This window comes from Caulobacter sp. LjRoot300, from assembly GCF_964253875.1.
In the GTDB taxonomy this organism is placed as follows: Bacteria; Pseudomonadota; Alphaproteobacteria; order Caulobacterales; family Caulobacteraceae; genus Caulobacter.
Genome location: NZ_CAXUSA020000005.1, coordinates 108,959 through 128,196 on the forward strand (window position 1 = coordinate 108,959; position 19,238 = coordinate 128,196).

General features: G+C 68.8%; 24 protein-coding genes. 13 read left to right on the forward strand and 11 right to left on the reverse strand.

Annotation, left to right across the window (positions count from 1 at the left end):
* Positions 1 to 121: 121 nt before the first annotated feature.
* The 4 genes from ACSQ2G_RS17630 to ACSQ2G_RS17645 form a co-directional block, all read right to left on the reverse strand.
* A complete protein-coding gene (locus tag ACSQ2G_RS17630; protein ID WP_436033089.1) occupies positions 122 to 1,045 on the reverse strand; it encodes an Hsp33 family molecular chaperone in 924 nt (307 codons plus the stop codon).
* 189 nt (positions 1,046 to 1,234) lie between these two features.
* Positions 1,235 to 1,474, reverse strand: a complete 240-nt coding sequence (locus tag ACSQ2G_RS17635; protein ID WP_018062315.1) for a DUF2164 domain-containing protein — start codon at positions 1,472 to 1,474, stop codon at positions 1,235 to 1,237.
* A 51-nt stretch (positions 1,475 to 1,525) separates the two neighbouring features.
* Positions 1,526 to 2,461, reverse strand: a complete 936-nt coding sequence (gene argF / locus ACSQ2G_RS17640; RefSeq protein WP_436033092.1) for an ornithine carbamoyltransferase — start codon at positions 2,459 to 2,461, stop codon at positions 1,526 to 1,528.
* A gap of 67 nt (positions 2,462 to 2,528) precedes the next feature.
* Entirely contained in the window at positions 2,529 to 3,743 is a 1,215-nt protein-coding gene (locus tag ACSQ2G_RS17645; RefSeq protein WP_436033093.1) for an aspartate aminotransferase family protein, read from the reverse strand.
* A gap of 233 nt (positions 3,744 to 3,976) precedes the next feature.
* On the opposite strand from ACSQ2G_RS17645, the gene ACSQ2G_RS17650 reads away from it, so the two are divergent.
* Positions 3,977 to 4,402: a YbaY family lipoprotein gene (locus ACSQ2G_RS17650; RefSeq protein ID WP_436033095.1), complete on the forward strand. Its 426-nt coding sequence runs from the start codon at positions 3,977 to 3,979 to the stop codon at positions 4,400 to 4,402.
* 206 nt (positions 4,403 to 4,608) lie between these two features.
* On the opposite strand, the gene ACSQ2G_RS17655 is transcribed toward ACSQ2G_RS17650, so the two are convergent.
* On the reverse strand, positions 4,609 to 5,430 hold the full coding sequence (locus ACSQ2G_RS17655) for an ABC transporter permease (RefSeq protein WP_436033097.1): 822 nt from the start codon (positions 5,428 to 5,430) through the stop codon (positions 4,609 to 4,611).
* A 297-nt stretch (positions 5,431 to 5,727) separates the two neighbouring features.
* On the opposite strand from ACSQ2G_RS17655, the gene gcrA reads away from it, so the two are divergent.
* The 10 genes from gcrA (at position 5,728) to ACSQ2G_RS17705 (ending at position 13,458) form a co-directional block, all read left to right on the forward strand.
* The gene (gcrA, locus tag ACSQ2G_RS17660) at positions 5,728 to 6,246 is read left to right on the forward strand and encodes a cell cycle sigma 70 cofactor GcrA (protein ID WP_310082559.1); all 519 of its coding nucleotides are present in this window, start codon (positions 5,728 to 5,730) and stop codon (positions 6,244 to 6,246) included.
* A 174-nt stretch (positions 6,247 to 6,420) separates the two neighbouring features.
* A complete protein-coding gene (locus ACSQ2G_RS17665; protein ID WP_436033099.1) occupies positions 6,421 to 7,149 on the forward strand; it encodes a LysM peptidoglycan-binding domain-containing protein in 729 nt (242 codons plus the stop codon).
* Positions 7,146 to 7,601, forward strand: a complete 456-nt coding sequence (locus ACSQ2G_RS17670) for a hypothetical protein (RefSeq protein WP_436033100.1) — start codon at positions 7,146 to 7,148, stop codon at positions 7,599 to 7,601. Before ACSQ2G_RS17665 ends, ACSQ2G_RS17670 begins: the two co-directional genes overlap by 4 nt.
* Positions 7,602 to 7,882: 281 nt before the next feature.
* Positions 7,883 to 8,143: a hypothetical protein gene (locus tag ACSQ2G_RS17675; RefSeq protein WP_436033101.1), complete on the forward strand. Its 261-nt coding sequence runs from the start codon at positions 7,883 to 7,885 to the stop codon at positions 8,141 to 8,143.
* Positions 8,144 to 8,213: 70 nt separating this feature from the next.
* Positions 8,214 to 8,666, forward strand: coding sequence for a hypothetical protein (locus ACSQ2G_RS17680; RefSeq protein ID WP_436033102.1), 453 nt, complete (start codon positions 8,214 to 8,216; stop codon positions 8,664 to 8,666).
* 161 nt (positions 8,667 to 8,827) lie between these two features.
* Positions 8,828 to 9,196 (forward strand): hypothetical protein, encoded by a 369-nt coding sequence (locus ACSQ2G_RS17685; RefSeq protein WP_436033104.1) that lies wholly within the window; start codon positions 8,828 to 8,830, stop codon positions 9,194 to 9,196.
* 943 nt (positions 9,197 to 10,139) lie between these two features.
* Positions 10,140 to 11,726 (forward strand): exodeoxyribonuclease VII large subunit, encoded by a 1,587-nt coding sequence (gene xseA, locus ACSQ2G_RS17690; RefSeq protein ID WP_436033105.1) that lies wholly within the window; start codon positions 10,140 to 10,142, stop codon positions 11,724 to 11,726.
* A gap of 56 nt (positions 11,727 to 11,782) precedes the next feature.
* On the forward strand, positions 11,783 to 12,004 hold the full coding sequence (locus tag ACSQ2G_RS17695) for a DUF2093 domain-containing protein (protein WP_028039552.1): 222 nt from the start codon (positions 11,783 to 11,785) through the stop codon (positions 12,002 to 12,004).
* Positions 12,005 to 12,111: 107 nt separating this feature from the next.
* Positions 12,112 to 12,852, forward strand: coding sequence for a M23 family metallopeptidase (locus tag ACSQ2G_RS17700; RefSeq protein WP_436033108.1), 741 nt, complete (start codon positions 12,112 to 12,114; stop codon positions 12,850 to 12,852).
* Positions 12,853 to 12,954: 102 nt separating this feature from the next.
* Positions 12,955 to 13,458 carry a response regulator gene (locus ACSQ2G_RS17705; RefSeq protein WP_436033110.1) on the forward strand — a complete coding sequence of 168 codons (504 nt, stop codon included), beginning with the start codon at positions 12,955 to 12,957 and terminating at the stop codon, positions 13,456 to 13,458.
* On the opposite strand, the gene ACSQ2G_RS17710 is transcribed toward ACSQ2G_RS17705, so the two are convergent.
* A complete protein-coding gene (locus tag ACSQ2G_RS17710; protein WP_436033112.1) occupies positions 13,455 to 14,381 on the reverse strand; it encodes a lysophospholipid acyltransferase family protein in 927 nt (308 codons plus the stop codon). The genes ACSQ2G_RS17705 and ACSQ2G_RS17710 overlap by 4 nt on opposite strands.
* Before the next feature lie 139 nt (positions 14,382 to 14,520).
* Between ACSQ2G_RS17710 and ACSQ2G_RS17715 the strand changes: the two genes are divergently transcribed.
* Positions 14,521 to 14,904: a helix-turn-helix domain-containing protein gene (locus tag ACSQ2G_RS17715; RefSeq protein WP_436033114.1), complete on the forward strand. Its 384-nt coding sequence runs from the start codon at positions 14,521 to 14,523 to the stop codon at positions 14,902 to 14,904.
* 46 nt (positions 14,905 to 14,950) lie between these two features.
* Entirely contained in the window at positions 14,951 to 15,787 is an 837-nt protein-coding gene (gene hisN, locus ACSQ2G_RS17720) for a histidinol-phosphatase (RefSeq protein WP_436033116.1), read from the forward strand.
* 67 nt (positions 15,788 to 15,854) lie between these two features.
* Here the strand turns inward: hisN and ACSQ2G_RS17725 are convergent, their stop codons facing one another.
* From ACSQ2G_RS17725 to ACSQ2G_RS17745, 5 genes are all read right to left on the reverse strand, one after another.
* Entirely contained in the window at positions 15,855 to 16,235 is a 381-nt protein-coding gene (locus ACSQ2G_RS17725) for a hypothetical protein (protein ID WP_436033118.1), read from the reverse strand.
* Positions 16,232 to 17,197, reverse strand: coding sequence for an alpha/beta fold hydrolase (locus ACSQ2G_RS17730; RefSeq protein WP_436033120.1), 966 nt, complete (start codon positions 17,195 to 17,197; stop codon positions 16,232 to 16,234). The genes ACSQ2G_RS17725 and ACSQ2G_RS17730 overlap by 4 nt, the downstream gene beginning before the upstream one ends.
* A 3-nt stretch (positions 17,198 to 17,200) precedes the next feature.
* The gene (locus tag ACSQ2G_RS17735; protein ID WP_028039546.1) at positions 17,201 to 17,509 is read right to left on the reverse strand and encodes an SCP2 sterol-binding domain-containing protein; all 309 of its coding nucleotides are present in this window, start codon (positions 17,507 to 17,509) and stop codon (positions 17,201 to 17,203) included.
* Positions 17,510 to 17,600: 91 nt separating this feature from the next.
* Complete coding sequence (locus ACSQ2G_RS17740) at positions 17,601 to 18,272, reverse strand: hypothetical protein (protein WP_436033122.1); 672 nt, start codon at positions 18,270 to 18,272, stop codon at positions 17,601 to 17,603.
* A gap of 8 nt (positions 18,273 to 18,280) precedes the next feature.
* Positions 18,281 to 19,171 (reverse strand): class I SAM-dependent methyltransferase, encoded by an 891-nt coding sequence (locus tag ACSQ2G_RS17745; RefSeq protein ID WP_436033124.1) that lies wholly within the window; start codon positions 19,169 to 19,171, stop codon positions 18,281 to 18,283.
* Between the last annotated feature and the right edge of the window lie 67 nt (positions 19,172 to 19,238).

Consider the following 19,238-nt stretch of genomic DNA (forward strand, 5'->3'; position numbering starts at 1 on the left):
TAGATGAGCAAAGTCGCTTCGACAGGGACAGATGCTATCGAGGCGTTCGGCGGTGCCCTGAAGGCACCATGGCGCGGAAGCGGCCGATGACGTGCCCCGCCTAAGCCTTGTTTTCGCGCCTTCAGCTCGCCGCCCCCGTCGGCTCCAGCGCGTAGACCCGCGAGCAGTATTCGCAGGTCACATGGATCTTGCCGTCGGGCTCGATCATCTCGGCCACTTCCTCGGCCGTGAACGAGCCCAGCACCGCGCCGATGCGGTCTTCCGAGCAGCGGCAGAAGGCGCGCAGCGGCTTTTCCTCCAGCAGGCGCACGCCGTCCTCGTTGAACAGGCGCCACAGCAGGGTGGTGGTCGGCACGGTGGGGTCGATCAGCTCCTCCTCGCCGGTGGTCTCGAACAGGGCCTGGACGTGGGTCCAGGCCTCCTTCGTCTCGCCGCGGCTCTCGTCGCCGGCGATGGCCTGGATCAGGATGCCGCCGGCCCGCCACTTCAGCCCCTCGCCGCTGTCGGCCTGGCCGACGGCCAGACGGACCCGGGTCGGGGTCTGCTCGGACTGGGCGAAGTACTGCTCGGCGCACAGGGCCAGGGTCTCGCCCTCGATCGGGGTGATGCCCTGGTAGCGGTCCATGTCGGGGCCCTGGTCGACGGTCATCACGAAGGTGCCGCCGCCCAGCAGGGTGCGGGCCCCTGGGCGCGCGAAGCCTTCCGAGGCGGCCGCCACCTCTTGCGGATCGAACCGGCAATAGCCGCGCAGGGCGCCGGTGGTGTCGTAGTCGACCACGACGTAGCGCACCGGGCCGTCGCCCTGGGCCTGGACGATCAGCCGGCCCTCGAACTTCAGGCTCGAGCCGACCAGAGCGGCCAGGGCGCAGGCCTCGCCCAGCAGGTTGGCGACCGGCTCGGGATAGTCGTGGCGGGTCAGCACCTCGTCGACCGCCGCGCCCAGGCGCACGGCCCGGCCGCGCACGGGCAGGCCTTCGATCTGGAAGGCGGAAACGAGGTCGTCGGGAGCGTCCCCGAAGGCGGTTTGGGCGGCGATGTCGGTCATGGGGAGGCTAGATAGGCGGTTCGGCGGAAATTGCGAGCCCCCTGCGAAAAGGTCCTCCCCCTGTGGGGGCGGTGTCGGCGAAGCCGACGGTGGGGGGAGTGATCGGCCGATGGCCAGATTCTGAAGCTTCGTCCCTAAAGGCTCCCCCCACCGATCGCTGCGCGATCGCCTCCCCCACAGGGGGAGGGTTTAGTCCACGAACGGCTTTTCGATCTCGTACACCGCGTCCTCCAGCTTGTCGCGGAACAGCTGCTGGGCGTCCTGGACGCCCTGATTGTAGTAGTACGGCCCCATCTGCTCGGAGATGAAATCCAGCAGGAACCCGGCCTGCAGCGGGCTGGCCTCGCAGTCGAGTTCGCGGTCCAGATAGCGCGTCAGCTTGTCAAGCAAGGCGTCGCGCTTCTGCTTGTTGAACTCGATCTTCGACATGCGCCGCTCCAACTGACGGGGACAGGCGCATGCGCCTGTCCCCAACCGGTTCTACCCGATCGCCCCGAAGCACCAGGCCAGCACCGACTTCTGGGCGTGGATGCGGTTCTCCGCCTCGTCCCAGGCCAGCGAGCGCGGGCCGTCCAGCACGCTGTCGGTGACCTCCTCGCCGCGGTGGGCCGGCAGGCAGTGCAGGAAGACGCCGTCGGGCGCCGACAGGTCCATCAGCGCGTCGTCGACCTGGTAGGGCTCCAGGGCCGCCAGGCGCTCGTCATGGTCGGTGTCGCCCATCGACACCCAGGTGTCGGCCACCACCACGTCGGCGCCGCGCACGGCCTCGCGCGGGTCGTCGGTCATGGTGATTTGGCCCTGGCGCTCCTGGGCCCGGGCCAGGTCGACCAGGTCGGGGTGGTAGACCGCCGGGCAGGCGATGTTCAGCTTGAAGCCCAGCAGCGGCGCGGCGTGGATGAAGCTGGAGCACATGTTGTTGCCGTCGCCGACCCAGGCGATGGTCTTGCCGCCAACGTCGCCGCGGTGCTCCTCGATGGTCAGCAGGTCGGCCATGACCTGGCACGGGTGACTCTTGTCGGTCAGGCCGTTGATCACCGGCACGGTCGAGACCTGGGCGAAGCGCTCGACGTCGGCGTGGCTGTTGGCGCGGATCATCACCGCGTCGACCATCCGCGACAGCACCTTGGCGGTGTCCTCGATGGTCTCGCCCCGGCCCAGCTGCATGTCGGCCGAGGTCGAGATGATGCCGCTGCCGCCCAGCTGGCGGATCGCGGCATCGAACGAGAAGCGGGTGCGGGTCGAGTTCTTCTGGAAGATCATCGCCAGCACGCGGTCGGCGGCCGGGGCGTCGGCGTCGACGCGGCCCTTGGGCCAGCCGGCGCGGGCGGCCTTGCGGGCCTTGGCGTCTTCCAGCATCAGCCGCAGCGTCGGGCCATCCAGCTTCCACAGGTCGATGAAGTGCCTGGGTTCGGTCATTGCAAATCCCCCTGCCCGCCCGCCCCGGCCTTGCCGGAACGAGCGGTTTGATAGGTCGCGGCCGTGTTTAGGCGGCGGCTTTGGCCCGGGCGGCCTCGCAGGCCTTTTCGAGCTTGGCGATGGCCTCGGACGCTTCCTCGACCGTCAGGTTCAGCGGCGGCAGCAGGCGCACGCAGTTGTCGCCGCCGCCGGCGATCAGCAGCTTCTCGTCGCGGGCCAGGACCATGAACTCGCGATTGTTCGGCACCACCTTGATGCCGATCAGCAGGCCCTTGCCGCGGATGTCGACGATGACGTCCGGGAAGCGGTCCTTCAGGCCTTCCAGCTGCTGGGTGAAGAAGCCGGCCACCTGTTTGACGTTGTCGAGGATCTCCGGCGTGTTGATCGCGTCGAACGCCGCCTTGCCCACGGCCATGGCCAGGGGGTTGCCGCCGTAGGTCGAGCCGTGGACGCCCGGGGTCATGCCGCGCGCCCCCTCGGTGGACGCTAGGCAGGCGCCGACCGGGAAGCCGCCGCCCAGGGCCTTGGCCACCGCCATGATGTCCGGCGCGGCGTCGCTGGCCCATTCGTGGGCGAACAGCTTGCCGGTCCGGCCCATGCCGCTCTGGACCTCGTCGAAGATCAGCAGGACGCCGGCGTCGCGGGTGATCTGGCGCAGTTCGTTCAGCTGGGCGTCGCTCAACGCCCGCGCCCCGCCCTCGCCCTGCACCGGCTCGATGATCACCCCGGCCGTGGTCGGACCGATGGCGGCCTTCAGGGCGTCCCAGTCGCCGAACGGCAGCTGGATGTAGCCCGGCAGGCGCGGCCCGAAGCCGTCCAGGTAGCCGGGATTGCCCGAGGCGTTGACCGCCGCGTACGAGCGGCCGTGGAACGAGCCGTCGAAGCCGATGATGTCGACCCGCTCGGGCTGGCCGTTGACCACGTGATAGCGGCGCGCGGCCTTCAGGGCGCACTCGATCGCCTCGGTGCCGGAGTTGGTGAAGAACACCACGTCGGCGAAGGTGGCCGCGCACAGCTTGTCGGCCAGCACTTCCTGCTCGGGGATCGTGTAGATGTTGGAGACGTGCCAGAGCTTCTCGCCCTGGGTCTTCAGCGCGTCGACCAGCACCGGGTGCGCGTGGCCCAGGCCGCAGGTGGCGATGCCGGCCACGCAGTCCAGATACTCCTCGCCGGTGGTCGAGAACAGGCGCGCGCCTCGGCCTCGCTCGAACGCCAGCGGGGCGCGGTTGTAGACGCCCATGATGTGGTGTTGCGCGGGGTTAGACGACGTCGACGTGCTCAAGACGGCCTCCCAAAAAGGAAAGAAGCCCCCGTGCTCGAAAGCGCGGGGACCGGAAGGCCCAGCGTTGTCGGCGTGTAAGTCTGCCCTGTCAACAAACCGGCCGTGAATTTTGGGTGTCAGATACGCTTGAGCCACACTGTTTGCGGTCCCATGTCGGGCCAGCCGGTTGAACTGAGATCGCCAAGACCGTACGCCTTGGGCGCTCGGGGGAGCCTAGGTCCAGGAGATCGTCCATGAAGCCCCTCGCGCCCGCCCTCCTCGCTCTCACGCTCTTGACCGGCACGCTCTTGACGGGATGCGCCGGCGCCCCGTCCGCGCCGCCGGCCGGCCCGTCCAGCGCGGCGGTCACCGGGTCGGTGGTCTGGCGCGAGCGGATCATGCTGCCGCCCCAGACCAAGGTGATCGTGCGGCTGCAGGACGTCAGCCTGGCCGACGCGCCGGCCAAGGTCATTGCCGAAGCTGTGATCCCGGCCCAGACCCCGCCGGTGGCCTTCTCGCTGGGCTACGACCCGGCCCAGGTTTCGCCGTCGGCCCGCATCGCCGTCTCGGCCCGGGTCGAGGTGGACGGGCAGTTGAAGTTCATCAACGACACCCACATCCCGGTCATCAACGGCGGGCCGACGCAGGACGTCGAGGTGCTGGTCAAGGGGGTTCCTTAAACCCGCTCATCCCGGCGAATGCCGGGATCCAGATCCAATGGCTTTGAGGCTGATTGGACTGGCTCAGAGTTCGGGGAACCCACCACACCGCTATTCCATCTGGGTCCCGGCATTCGCCGGGATGAGCGGCGTTTTGAGACTGTAGAAAACAAAACGGCCGCCTCCTTGGGGAAGCGGCCGTTTCGTCAAACACCCTTGGCGGCGAACTAGCTCTTCAGCCGGTACCCGGTCCGGAACAGCCACCAGCACCACAGGAACAGCCCCACCGACAGGGCCGCGGTCACCACCGCCCCGATCGCCACCGAGCCGTCGGCGTGGCCGATGAAGCCGTAGCGGAAGCCGTCGATCAGGTAGAAGAACGGGTTGAAGTGGCTGGCCGAGCGGAACGGCTCGGGCAGGCGGTCCACCAGGTAGAAGGTGCCCGACAGGAAGGTCATGGGCATGATCACGAAGTTGGTCACCGCCGCCAGCTGGTCGAACTTCTCGGCCCACAGGCCGGCCAGCACGCCGGCCAGGCCCAGGATGATCGAGGCGCCGACCGCGAAATAGACGATCGCCCACAGGTGGCTGACCTGCAGGCCCGCGCCGGGCAGCACGCCGATCACCAGGGCCGTGACCGCTCCCACCACGACGCCGCGCGTCGCCGCGCCCAGGCCGAACGCGGCCACCTGCTCCAGCGGCGACAGCGGCGGGGTCAGGAAGTCCGGGGTCAGGCCCATCATCTTGGCCTGGATCAGCGACGAGGACGAATTGGCGAAGGCGTTGTTGAGGATGGCCATCATGATCAGGCCCGGGGCCACGAAATGGCCGAAGGTCACGCCGCCGACCGCCGGCCGGCTGCCGCCCACCGCCACCACGAACACCAGCATGTAGAGCAGGGTCGTCACCACCGGGGCGGCCACCGTCTGGGTGCCCACCTTCCAGAAACGGCGGATCTCGCGCTGGTAGAGGGTGAAGAACCCGCTCCAGTTCCAGCCGTGATAGTCGCGCGGCTGCGGGGGGATGACGGAGGCCGTCACGTCTTTCATGGGCTTGCGGTCCTGGAGGTCTCGATCGAACGGCCCGAGGGTCTGGCGCCGCCAGGGCCCTCGATCAGCCAAGCCTCTGGCATGTGCGCCCGAGGCGGGCCCGGCGCAAGCGGCGCTCCGACGGAATCAATATGTTGTTTCTGTGGACAGACCGGATGGCGCCTATTGTGTGTTTTAACGTATTCTTTACACTATCTGGTAGGCGAGCGGCCGGCGGGGCCGTCCGTACACCAGATGTAGAGGCCGGGGCGAGTCGGGGAAACCCGTTTCGGACTCTTTTTTAGGCGGAGATGGGTCATGAGCTGGACTGACGAACGGGTCACCACCTTGAAGAAGCTCTGGCTGGACGGCCTGTCCGCCAGTCAGATCGCCAAACAGCTGGGCGGCGTCACGCGCAACGCCGTGATCGGCAAGGTGCACCGCCTGGGCCTGTCGGGCCGCGCCGCGCCGTCGCAACCGGCGCGCCCGGCTTTCAAGGCCCCGCGTCCGGCGCGTCCGGCCGCCACGGCCATGCCCTCGGCGCCGCGCCGGGTGATCGCCGCCGAGCCGGCGGCCCTGCCCGCCGTGGCCCAGCAGCCGTCGGTCCCGGCGTTCCGCGCCGAGGAGCCGGGCTCGGCCACCGTGCTGACCCTGGGCGCCCACATGTGCAAGTGGCCGATCGGCGACCCGTCGACCGACGGCTTCACCTTCTGCGGCCGCCGCTCGTCGGACGGCCCGTACTGCAACGAGCACGCCCGGGTCGCCTACCAGCCGCAGCAGACCAAGAAGAAGTCGGGCCCGACCGAACTGGCCCGCTCGCTGCGCCGCTACATCTAGCCCGTCCCCGACGGCGGACCGAAAATCCCGGACGGCCCGAAAGGCCGCTCCGGGATTTTTCGTATGGGCGCTCGTCCAGGCGCCGCCGCGCGCCTGGACGAAAGCCGGATTCCAGCCCAAGCTGCTCTACCTGGGCGCGCTTCGCCCGCCCTGTCCGCTACCCGTGAGCGTCGCATGCCGTTGCCCCCGAAGACCCCCTTCCAGCTGTGGAAGGACACCATCGACACGGAGAAGACGAACCCGGCCTGGCACGGCTACGACGCGGTCATCAAGAGCACGGTCGACAAGTACAACGCCCACCTGCAGTCGGCCCCGGGTTTCACCGCGCTGGACTGGAAGCTGATCAAGGCGATGGTGTGGACCGAGACCGGAGCCACCGCCAAACTGGCCTGGGCGACACGGCCCATGCAGATCGGCAACAAGGACGACCCAGGCCTGGCCGCCTTGCTGGGCGGCAAGGAGGGCGGCGAACTGATCATGCCCAGCGACATCGCCAGCGGCTTGACGGTCCAGAATGTCGGCACCGACCCGGTGAAAAACATCCAGGCGGGCATCGGCTATCTGCTGATGCGGGCCGCCAACTTCAAGTACGGCGACGTCTGGAGTTCCAACGCCCCGATCACGGAATACAAGGTCGCCGCCGGTGACAGCATCGACCGCATCGCCAAGCGCACCGGCTCGACCGTGGGCCACCTGTACTGGCTCAATCCCGGCCTCCAGAGCGAGATGGATCAGCACAGGCCATTGAAGATCGGCCGAGCCCTCAAGGTTCAAAAAGCCACAAACACGAAGATGATCGCCGGCTTCAAGTCGCTCGACAACGCCACCGTGGCCCGGCTCTACAATGTCGGCGACAGTCGTTACGCAGAAAAGCTCGCCTATTGCCTGGGGAAGATCAAATGAAACCCTCTCCCCGTCTCCTTCTGCTCGCCCTGCTTCTGTGCGCGCCCGCCGCGGCGCGCGACAGAGCGCCTCATCCTCCCGCGCGGACACCAACCGTCGCTTCGCCGCCGAGCAGACCACGCCTTCAGTTGGGCGTCTTCGAGGGCACCGGACGGGCCTGCAGCGGGCTGCTGAAGATCACCCCCAAGCGACTAAGCTGGAGCCCCCCCTTCAATCCCTGCCCCCCGTCAGCCTTCACCCTGGCGGAGCGTCGCCAGGAGGGCGCCACCACCCAATGGATTTATCAACGTGTCGGCGCTCCCAAGAGCTGCCTCTATAAAGTTGTGATCCTGGAAAAGGCGGTCGACCCTAGCGACACGACATCTTGGAGCGCCTACGGCTTCACCTCGATGAAAGCCTACAAGGCTAACTCCAATGTCTGGCTCAACTGCCCTCTGGTGAAGCTCGACTAGCTCGATGACTCGGGGACGCCAAAGCCGCACGTTCGCCCATGGCTTTGACGTGGATCCACAGACTGACCATGAAACCCTCGTCCCGCCTCCTCCTCGCGCTTCTGCTGTGCGCGCCCGCTGCGGCGCGCGCTAGGGCGCCCGCTGCGGCGCGCGCTAGGGCGCCTGACAAGCCCGTGCGGGCCGAGTCCGCTGTCCCGCCGGGCGAGCCCCGCCTTCAGCTCGGCCTCTTCGACGGCACTGGACGCGCCTGCGGTGGACAATTGAAGATCACACCCAAGCGGTTGAGCTGGAGCCCCCCCTTCAGCCCCTGCCCCCCCTCGGCCTTTACCCTGGCGGAGCGTCGCCAGAAGGGCGAAGCCACCCGTTGGGTCTATCGGCTCGTCGGCGCGCCCAAAAGCTGCACCTACAAGGTGGTTGTTCTGGAAAAGGTGGCCCGCCCAGAGGCCAGGATCGCCTGGAACGCCTACAGCTTCACCTCGATGAAAGCCTATAGAGCCGACTCCAACGACCAGCTCAGTTGCTATCTGGTGAAGCTGGATTAGTCGACGGCAGGCGGTTGGAGATGCTAGGACGGATCCCGACGGCCCTTGTTTGGATTGCGAAGGCCCGATCATGAAGCCCTCGCTCCGCCTCCTCCTGCTCGTCCTGCCGCTGTGCGCGCCCCCCACGGCTCTCGCAAGAGCGCCCAACAAGCCCGCGCAGACGCCAGCCACCGTTTCACCGTCGGTCGAGCCGCGCGTCCAGCTAGGCGTCTTCGAGGGCACCGGACGCGCCTGCAGCGGACTGCTGAAGATCACCCCCAAGCGGATGAGTTGGAAGACCCCGTTCAGTCCCTGCCCTGCCTCGGCCTACACCCTGGTGGAGCGTCGCCATAAGGGCGGCGCCACCCTATGGACCTATCGGTTCATCGGCTCCCCCAAGAGCTGCCTCTACAAGGTGGTGGTGCTGGAAAAGACGCCCCCCCCGCAAGTCTGGGCGTGGTACGCCTATGGCTTCACCTCGATGAAGGCCTACAAGGCTGACTCCAACGATCAGCTCAACTGCTACCTGGTGAAAGCGGACTAGCTCGACGGTGGGCGGCCGGAGACGCCGGGCACGCCGACTTCCCACGAACTTCGCGTGGATTACGCAGGCCTGACCATGAAGCCCTCGCCTTGTTTTCTCCTGCTCGCCTTGGCGCTGTGCGCGCCCGCCGCGGCGCGCGACAGAGCGCCTCATCCTCCCGCGTGGACACCAACCGTCGCTTCGCCGCCGAGCAGGCCACACCTTCAGTTGGGCGTCTTCGAGGGCACCGGACGCGCCTGCAGTGGACTTTTGAAGATCACCCCCAAGCGGCTAAGCTGGAGCCCCCCCTTCAATCCCTGCCCCCGTCAGCCTTCACCCTGGCGGAGCGTCGCCAGGAGGGCGCCACCACCCAATGGATTTATCAACGTGTCGGCGCTCCCAAGAGCTGCCTCTACAAAGTTGTGATCCTGGAAAAGGCGGTCGACCCGAGCGACACGACATCTTGGAGCGCCTACGGCTTCACCTCGATGAAAGCCTACAAGGCTAACTCCAATGTCTGGCTCAACTGCCCTCTGGTGAAGCTGGATTAGGTCGAGGGCGGGTGTTGTTGGACAGGCACTCGCCCCATGGCGCGCGTCGCGGCCGGGGACGCGCTCTCACGGCGGTGCGTGGGCCGGTTTGCAGGGCGCCGGCCGTGAGTGCGTGTCCCCAACGGACCCGCTGAGTCCGGTGTTGAAGCCCCATGACGCCGTGGATGGCGTTGGGGACATGCACTCACCCCGAGGCCGTGGATCGATCGGCAAGGCCTTGCCGTGAGAGCACGTCCCCGGCTTGCGCTCGGCGTTGAGCGAACAAACTCCGGCGATTTCAACGCCCTGAAATTTCTCGACCCGTTTTGATCCTCACCCTTCCAGACCGCCCGTATCCTGACCTCACCTCGTCGCAGGGAAAGGGCGCATGGCCAGCGACCGATGCGGCGGCGGGGGGCGATCGAGCGGGAAGCTCCGTCGGCGGTCCCTTGGGACCAAACCTCGCGTCTCTGGTGCCGGCTGGGCTCGGAACACGGATACAGCGTGATGTGAGGGCTGGCGGCGCAACAGGCGGGCGGTGACGCGCTCGCGATCCGGGACCGGGGTTCGTTGACCTGGCCCGCCCGTCGGAGGCTTCAAGGCGGCGAGGTCCGAACAGGGCTCAGCGCCGCGGGCTTCCGGACAACGACCGCGCGGAGCGATCGGGCTTCGTCGAAAACGGTATTCATTTTCAAACTCCCGGACGGTGTCCGGCGCTCCGCGTCCCTTTCCGATAGCTCAGCGGCGAGCCGCGTGAGGCGGCGAAATCGCGCATCCAAGATCCTCCCCCTGTGGGGGAGGTGTCGGCGAAGCCGACGGAGGGGGGAGTAATCGGCAGATGACCGCAACCTGGATCTTCGCCCCCAAAACGCCCCCCACCGATCGCTGCGCGATCGCCTCCCCCACAGGGGGAGGGGCTGGAGCCCATTTCAGCCAAACCCCAATCCGTCCTATCTAGAGGCCCATGACCGACACCGTCGCCCCTGATTCCAACGCCCAGGCCTATTCCGTCTCGGAACTGGCCTTCGCCCTGAAGCGCACGCTGGAAGACCGGTACAGCTTCGTGCGGCTGCGCGGCGAGCTCAGCAAAGTCACCCACCATTCCAACGGCCACGTCTACCTGACCATCAAGGACGACAAGGCCGCCATCGACGGCGTGGTCTGGAAGGGCAATGTCCGCCAGTTGCAGATCCGGCCCGAGCACGGGCTGGAGGTCATCGTCACCGGCAAGATCACCACCTATCCGGCCGGCTCGCGCTACCAGATCGTCATCGAGACCATGGAGGCGGCCGGGGTCGGCGCCCTGCTGGCCCAGTTGGAGCGCCTGAAGGCGAAACTGCAGGCCGAGGGTCTGTTCGCCCCCGACCGCAAGCGCCCCCTGCCCGCCATGCCCGCCGTGATCGGGGTGATCACCAGCCCGACCGGGGCGGTGATCCGCGACATCCTGCACCGCATCCGCGACCGCTGGCCCTGCCGGGTGCTGGTCTGGCCCTGCGTGGTCCAGGGCGACGCCGCCGCCGGCCAGGTCAGCGCCGCGATCCGCGGCTTCAACGCCATCATGCCAGGCGGCCCCGTGCCGCGCCCCGACATCCTGATCGTCGCCCGGGGCGGCGGCTCGGTCGAGGACCTGTGGGCCTTCAACGACGAGGGCCTGGCGCGCGCCGTGGCCGAAGGGACGATCCCGCTGATCTCGGCCGTCGGCCACGAGACCGACACCACCCTGATCGACTTCGTCTCCGACCGTCGCGCCCCGACCCCCACCGCCGCCGCCGAGATGGCCACCCCTGTCCTGGCCGAGCTGCGGGCCCTGGTCAGCGACTACGACCGCCGCCTGAACACTTGCGGCGGCCGGGTGATCGAGGAGCGCCGCACCCGCCTGGTCGGCGCCGCGCGCGGCCTGCCCCGTCCCGCCGACCTGCTGGCCCTGGCCCAGCAGCGCCTGGACCTGGCCGTGCGCGGCCTGCCGCGTCTCGACGACCTGACCGCCCCGGCCGAGCGCCGGTTCAAGGAGGTCGCCGCCCGCCTGGACGCGGCCCTGCAGCGCAACACCGACATCCACGCCCGCGACCTGCTGAAGGTCACCGCCCGGCTGTCGCCCGACACCCTGCATCGCCAGCGCGCCGACTGCGGCCGGCGGGTGCAGGACCTGGGCCGGCGGCTGGACCTGGCCGCCCGGCGGGTTCCGGAAAGGGTGGCCCAGCACGCCCGCCTGCCGGCCTTGCAAGACCGCCTGAACGCCGTCGCCCGTCGCCGGCTGGAACGCGAGACCGACCGCCTGGTCGCCCTGGACAAGCTGCGGATCTCGCTCAATCCGACCAGGCCGTTGGAAATGGGTTTTGCGCTTGTGCACAAGGCAGATGGAAGCATCGCGCGATCCGCTTCCGAGCTCGTGAGCGGCGAACGTGTCCGACTGCAGTTCAAGCAAGGCGACCGCGACGCGGTGATCGACGGCGCGGGCTCGCCCCCGGTCCCGCCGGCGCCCGTCGCCCCGCCGCGTCCGCCTCCCAGGCCCAAGCCGCCGCCGTCCACGGACCAGGGGAGCCTGTTTTGACCCGGCGCGCCTCCGCCCACCTGTTCCCCGGCCCCCAACTGGCGTAAAAGACCTGCATGAACGCGTTCGACCCCCATCTCGGCAAATCCGGCGGCCCGGCCACCCTGCACTATGGCGACGGCGAGTTCGCCGTCATGAGCCCGGGCCAGTACGTGCTGTGCGCGGTCACCGGCGCGAAGGTCGCGCTGGAGGCCCTGCGCTACTGGAGCCCCGAGCTGCAGGAGGCCTATGCCGGCCCCGCCGAAGCCCTCAAGCGCTGGCGGGAGAGCCGCGGCTGAACCGCCGCCGCGCGCTCGTCGGCCTGGCCACGGGCCTGACCGGCGCGCTTTCCCTGAGGTCCGTCGCCCGCGCCGCCGCGCCGGGCCTGTCCCTGTCGGGCCGGTTCGTGCAGGGCGGTTTCGCGGTCGGCCGCACCGCGCCTCGCGCCACCGTGCTGCTGAACGACGCCCCCGTCGCCCAGGCCTCGGCGGCCGGCTGGTTCGTGATCGGCTTCGACCGCGACGCCCCGCCGCAGGCCTTGATCACGGTCGCGACGCCGGAGGGCTCGGCCAGCCAACAGCTGACGATCGCGGCCGGGGACTTTGACATCCAGCGGATCGACGGCCTGGCCGACGACCAGGTGTCGCCCAGCGACCCGGCCCTGCTGGCCCGCATCGCCGCCGAAAGCGCCCGCAAGAGCGTCGGTTTCGCCAGTCGCATCGACGGCGACTTTTTCCGCACCGGCTTCATCCTGCCGGTCCAGGCCGTGCGGCGCTCGTCCCGGTTCGGCGGCCAGCGGATCCTGAACGGCCAGCCCAAGCGCCCGCATTACGGCGTCGACCTGGCCGCGCCGGTCGGCACGCCGGTGATCGCCCCGGCGGCCGGGATGGTCAGCTTCGCCGAGACCGGCCTGCACTTCGAGGGCGGCCTGATCCTGATCGACCACGGCCAGGGCCTGGTCACCGCCTATCTGCACCTGTCGCGCATCGCCGTCGTCGCCGGCCAGTCGGTGATCCAGGGCCAGGTGATCGGCGCCGTCGGCAAGGAAGGCCGCGCCACCGGTCCGCACCTGTGCTGGCGGATGCGCTGGCGCGACCAGAACCTGGACCCGTCCCTGATGGTCGGCTTCGCGCCGCCTCGCGCATAGGGCGAGCCTTGTCTCGTCAATTCCCCCCGCAGGGGATCGACAGCCCGTTAACGGTGAAGTATCCCCCGCCATCCCCTTTTTCGCGATGGAGGCCCGCCCCGCATGTCCGCGACGCTCGAGCAGCTGCGGTTCCTGCTGGTGGACGACAACCATCACATGCGGGCGATCGTCTCGACGATCCTGAAAAGCGTGGGCGTGCGGCACGTGCTGGAGGCCATGGACGGGGCCGAGGCCCTGCAGGTGGTGCGCGACCGCCAGATCGACATCGCCATCGTCGACTTCAAGATGTCGCCCCTGGACGGGGTGCAATTCACCCAGCTGGTCCGCCAGTCGCCCGACAGCCCCGACCCGTTCCTGCCGATCATCATGCTGACGGGCTTCGCCGAGCGGCACCGGGTGTTCGAGGCCCGCGACGCCGGGGTCACCGAGATCGTCGTCAAGCCGGTCACCGCCCGCTCGCTGCTGGACCGGATCAACACCGTGATCTTCAAGCCCCGGCCATTCATCCGCGTCGAGGACTATTTCGGACCCTGCCGCCGTCGCCGCGACGACCCGGCCTATGACGGCCCCCGCCGCCGGGGCGCCGAGCGGGCCGTGGAGCTCTAGCGTCCAGAGGCCGCCAGCGCGGCGTAGACCTCGTTCGGCCAGCGCCGGTGGACCCAGAACCACTCCTCGGGCCGCTCGCGGATGCGCTCTTCCATGAAGGCGTTGACCAGCCTCACCCCGGCCTCGATGTCGGCCGTGCGGTCGCCGGTGTTGGGCAGGTGGATCGGGTCGTGGACCACCGCCCGGAAGCGCGCGCCCTTGATGCGCTGCACCGACATCGGCTGCAGGACCGTTCCGAAGCGGATCGCCAGGCGCGAAGGTCCGGGCGCCGTGCGCACCGGATGGCCGAAGAACAGGCCCTCGACGCCGGTGTTGAACTTCTGGTCGTTCATCAGCGCCACAGACTTGCCCTGCTTCATGCCCTCCAGCAGTTCTCGAGCCCCGTCCCCGCCCTTGGGAGCAAAGAGCCGCACGCCGTAGCGGAAGCGGCTGGCCTTGATCCGTTCATCGACATACGGATTGTTGGCCGCCCGGTAGGTCATCTCGCAGACCACCCCGGAATCGACGATGGCCGCGGGCATCACCTCCCAGTTCGACAGGTGTCCCGAAACGAAGACCACCGGAACCTTGTCGGCGGCGATCTGGAACAGGCGCTCCTGGTTGACCACCTCGACCCGTCCGGTGGACGGCAGGATCCTGTCCATCAGCGGGAACTCGGCGAAGGTCCGGCCCAGGCCGTCCCACTGCGCCTTGAGCATGGCCGCCCGCCAAGCCTCGTCCTTGTCGGGAAAGGCCAGCTTCAGATTGCGCACCGCCACCTTGTGGGCGCCGCTCAGCGGCCCGACCGCGCGGCCCAGCCAGCCGCCGAACGCCGAGGCGGCGTCCACGCCCAGTAGGCGAACGACTCCTATGAAGAGGTCAAAGCCCAGCGCTTCCGCGCGCCAAAGGAGGTCCTGGGCCCAAGGCCGACGCTTATCCGACATGAGCCCTTCGTAGCCTGCTTCGCGGGCGAGTGGGACTCGCCGCGTGCGTCGATCCGCGCGGTTCGCCCGGCACGCGACTTGCGAACTTCGACCCACGCCGTTCCGTTTCGGGACGGGAACATGAAATCGGGGCGTCATCATGGGCAACGACATCGACGTGTATCTGGGCAAGCGCTTGCGCCGCCGCCGCCGCCTGCTGGGCCTGACCCAACAGCAGCTGGCCGGCGTCGTCGGGGTGCGCTTCCAGCAGATCCAGAAGTACGAGTGCGGCGCCAACCGCATCTCGGCCGCGCGGCTGTGGCAGCTTTCCGAGGCGCTGGAGGTGCCGGTCGGCTATTTCTACGACGGCCTGTCGGAGCGGGCGGAGAAGGAAGCCAAGGCCGAGGCCGAGGGCGGCGAAATGTTCGCCCGCAAGGAGACCCTGGACCTGGTCCGCGCCTACTACCTGCTGGGCGAGCGCCCGCGTCGTCGCCTGCTGGACCTGGCCAAGTCGCTGAACGGCGGCGAGATGCTCGAAGCCTAGGTTCGAACGGTGGCGTCGAGTCGAAGGGCGGGCTAAAGCCTCGTCCATGACCCTCGCCGCCGATCATCTCGCCCAGCTCGACGCCTTCGTCATCGACCTGAACCGCGCTTCGGCGGCGGCGATCCTGCCGCTGTTTCGGGCCGAGCACGGGTTGGAAGACAAGGGCGCGGGCAAGAACCTGCCGCGCGACAGCCACGCGGCGTTCGATCCGGTGACGCAAGCCGACCGCGGCGCCGAGGCGGCGATCCGCCAGCTGATCGCCGAGCGCTATCCCGAGCACGGGGTGATCGGCGAGGAGTACGGCGAGGACCGCCCCGACGCCGAGTTCGTCTGGGTGCTGGACCCGATCGACGGCACCCGCGCCTTCATCTCGGGCCTGCCGTTGTGGACCACCCTGATCGGCCTGCGCCACCAGGGCCGTCCGGTGCTGGGCTCGATCGGCCAGCCCTATACCGGCGAGATCTTCATCGGCTCGGCCGCGGGCTCACGCCTGCTGTTGCGGGGTTCGGAGCAGGCGATCCGGGTGCGCGAATGCCCCAGCCTGACCGACGCGATCATCGCCACCACCGACCCGGACGCCTGTTTCGACGGGGCCGAGCGCGGCGCCTGGCTGCAGGTGCGCGCCGCCGCCAAGCTGGCCCGCCTGGGCTGCGACGCCTACGCCTACGCCATGGTGGCCCTGGGCAAGATGGACATGGTCATCGAGGCCGGCCTGAAGTCGTGGGACATCGAAGCCGCCATTCCGCTGATTGAAGGCGCCGGCGGGATCGTCACCGACTGGCGCGGCCAGCCGATCGGCCAGGACGGCGGCCAGATGGCGATCGCCGGCGACCGTCGCTGCCTGGACGAGGCCCTGGTGGCGCTGAGAAGGTCGGCGAAGTAGTTGGCCGCTTAGCGCGCGTCGGGCGAAAGTGTTGAGCGGTTTCGCCCGCCAAACGCGCTCTAAATGTCTAGGCGGTCCGCCAGAGAGGAAACACCGCGACGTCGGTCGAGCTCATGGCTCGGGTCATGGCTTCGAAATCGAAACCCGGCAGAGCCATCAGGCGATCCATCACCGCCTGCTCGCCGGTTGCGCCGCTGGGAAATGCGACGGCGACCCGGTCGTTCGCGCCAAAGAGCAGCCACCACAGATCCGCGCCCCAAGGGCCGGAGTCGTTCGTCTCGATAATGACGCCGCGAAGATCTGAAAGGGAGAGCCGATGCTCCTGATTGTCTGGATCGCGAACCGCGACGACATCGTCGATCAGAGAAAGGATATACGCGGTCTCGGGCTCGGCCCGCCGCGCCGGCGCCGCTCCGCCCAGCGATTTCAGCCACGCCCAAATGCTCATGCGGGCCTGCTGCTGGGCATAACCGGGTCCACAGTCTCGTCGAACGCCGCCCAGAACACCGCCCGGCGGTCGTCGGTCTCGATCAGGATCTCGTGGAAGGCGTCGGGGATCTCGACATAGCGGCCTTGCGGGAGGCGGCCGGCGATCGACTTCTCGTCGGCGATCAGCACGCGGCTGTCCTGCCCCGCCGCGACAATGGTCACCGGGATCGGCACGGCCTCCACCCCCTTGGTCCGGCGCAGGAAGGCGCAGGCCGAGAAGGCGAAGTCGGTCCAGCCCCAGGTGATGCCGCCCAGAGCGATGTCGGGATTGGCATGGATCTGGGCTCGGTGGCGGGCATAGCGGGCCGCGTCGTGGGTCAGGGCGTCGTCGGGAAAACTCTGGACGAACGGGTCGCCGGCGTCGCCCAGCACGTAGTCGCCCCTGTACCGAGAACGGCTCATCAGCCAGGCCAGGGCGCGGGCGCCGCCGGCAGGCCGAGCGCCGGTGTTGAGACCTAGCATCGGCGCCGACAGCACGGCGGCGGCGAAGCGGCGCTCGCCCGTGGCCAAGACCAGCATCGTCAGGCATCCGCCCATCGAGTGGCCCAGGGCGATCCAGGGCTTGGGCAGCCGCGTCTCGAACGCGGCCAGCAGCGCCTGGTAGTCGCCCAGGAAGTCGCTGAAACCGGCCGCGTGGCCCTTCAGCCGGTCCGGCAAGGCGCGGTGGGACAGCCCCTGTCCGCGCCAGTCGTGGACCAGCACCACGAAGCCCCTGTCCAGCAGGTCCTGCACGACCTCGAAATACTTCTCGATCGGCTCGCTGCGGCCGGGACTGACCACGACCGAGCCGCGAGGCGGACCGTCCGGCGAAAACAAGGCGGCGCGGAGGGTCGCCCCATCCGCGCCGCTGAACCATTCGGCCTGTCCATGATCGGGAACGGGCGCCTCGGGAATCGAGACCAGCGGCGCCGCGCTCCCCATGGATCAGCGCATCTTCGCGAAGAGGGCCGCCATCTTCGACTGCAGGGCCATGGCCGTGCCCATGTCCGACAGCTTCAGCTTGCCGGTCATGACCGCCATCGTCGGGTCCAGCGCGCCGGCGCCGATGGCCAGCAGGTCGTCCATCGACAGGGTCATGGTCAGGTCGGCGGGCTTGTCCTCGTTGGTCACCGAGCCGCCGTCGATGTGGACGACGCCGGCGTCCTTCAGGTCGAACTTCAGGCTCTTGCCCAGGCCGCTGTCCTCGCCGACGGCGGCCTTCATGCGATCGGTGATTTCCTGCAACGTAGCCATAAGCGCGTCTCCCTCTGTGGCGCGTGGATTCTGGGCGGCAGACTGGCCGTTGGATCGCCGCGAGTAAACACTGTTCAGACGCGCCGGCGGCTTATTTCTTGCTGTTGTAATAGTCCACCGCCGTCGGGGTTTTGGCCAGGCGGACCCGGGCCGCGCCCTTGAGCTGGCCAGGCGTGAAGATGACCGTCCCGGCGTCCGACGGCAGCGGCCGAGAGCTTCCGTTGGGGAAGATCGCGACACCGGATTCGGCTTTCTGGAAGGCCAGCCCCTCCATCTGCGGGGCCAGCATGGCCATGGCGCCGGCGGCCTTGCGGATCGTGCTGTTGGACTCCTCGACCGTCGCCACCAGCTCGCGGGCGTCGTAGTCGGCCGAGGGCTTGAGCACGGGGTCCAGCAACATCACGGTGCCGAACTTCGCATCCGCCGGGACGTCGAGATGCAGTTGGGCCTTGGCCTGCAATTGGGCCAGGGTCGGCAGACGCTCGAAGCGGCCCCTATCGTCGATCGGCAATGGGGTGCGCGCGCCGCTCGCCTCGACCAGGGCGGCCTTGACGCCCGCGGCCGGCTTGCCGTCACGCCTCAGGGCGTAGCCCACCTTGATCCGAGCCCGTTCCGCCGGCGGCAGCTTCAGCATCGACTCCAGGAACGGAAAGACCTTGGTCGCCGACACGGTCTTTCCGGCGTCGGCCCAGGCGTCGGAGATGGGGGCCAGCGGCGCGAGGGCCAGGATCATCAGACCCGTGAGGGCGGCGCGGCGTTTCAAGGGCGTTCTCACCTGGGTTTGACGAACTTCAGGGTCATGCGGTCGCTCTCGCCGATCGCATCGTACTTGGCGTGGTCGAAGCCGGGCTCGGCCGGCTCGCCGCGGGGAGCGGACAGGCGGGTCGGCGGCAGGGTCCAGACGCCGAACGGGTGGTCCTTGGTGTCCTTGGGATTGGCGTTGATCTCGCTCTCCCCGGCCAGGACGAAGCCGGCCTCGCGGGCCATTTCGATCACATAGGCCTGCTGCACATAGCCGTCGGCGGCCAGAACGTCCTGCACGCGCCCCGGCTCGCCGCGGTGCTCCTCGACGCCCAGGACGCCGCCCGGCTTGAGCGCGGTCAGGGCGTCGCGGAACGCCTTCTCGGCCAGGCCCGCCGCCATCCAGTTGTGCAGGTTGCGCAGGAACAGCACCAGGTCGGCCGATCCCGCCGGCGCGACCGGACCGCTGGTCGGCCCGAAGGCCGTGACCACGACCTCGCCATAGAGCTTCTTCCTGGCGGCCAGCTTGCGCTGGTATTCCTCGACCGCGGCCTTGGCGGCGGGGTCGTCCGGCAGGTCGGTCTGCAGCGAGGCGGCGTAGAGCTTGCCGCCGGTCGCCGCCAGGTACGGGGCCAGGATGTCGGTGTACCAGCCGGCCCCAGGCCAGAACTCGACCACGGTCTGTCCGGGCTTGAGCCCCCAGAATTCCAGGCTCTCGACCGGATGGCGCCAGACGTCGCGGGCCTTGTCGGCGGGCGAGCGCCAGTCGCCCTGCGCGGCGGCCGCCAGGGTCATGGGCTTGGCCTTGGCGGAGGGCTTGGCGGCGTCCGGCTCGGCCGTCTTGCGGCCGCATCCCGCCAGGCTCAACGCGGCCGCGCCCGCCAGCAGCCCTCGCCGCGACCATCGAAGTCCTGAAGCCATGCCTGCCCCACCATTCACTCGGAATTGCCGATCATGAACACCCGACCTTGGCGAAACGGCGCCGGGC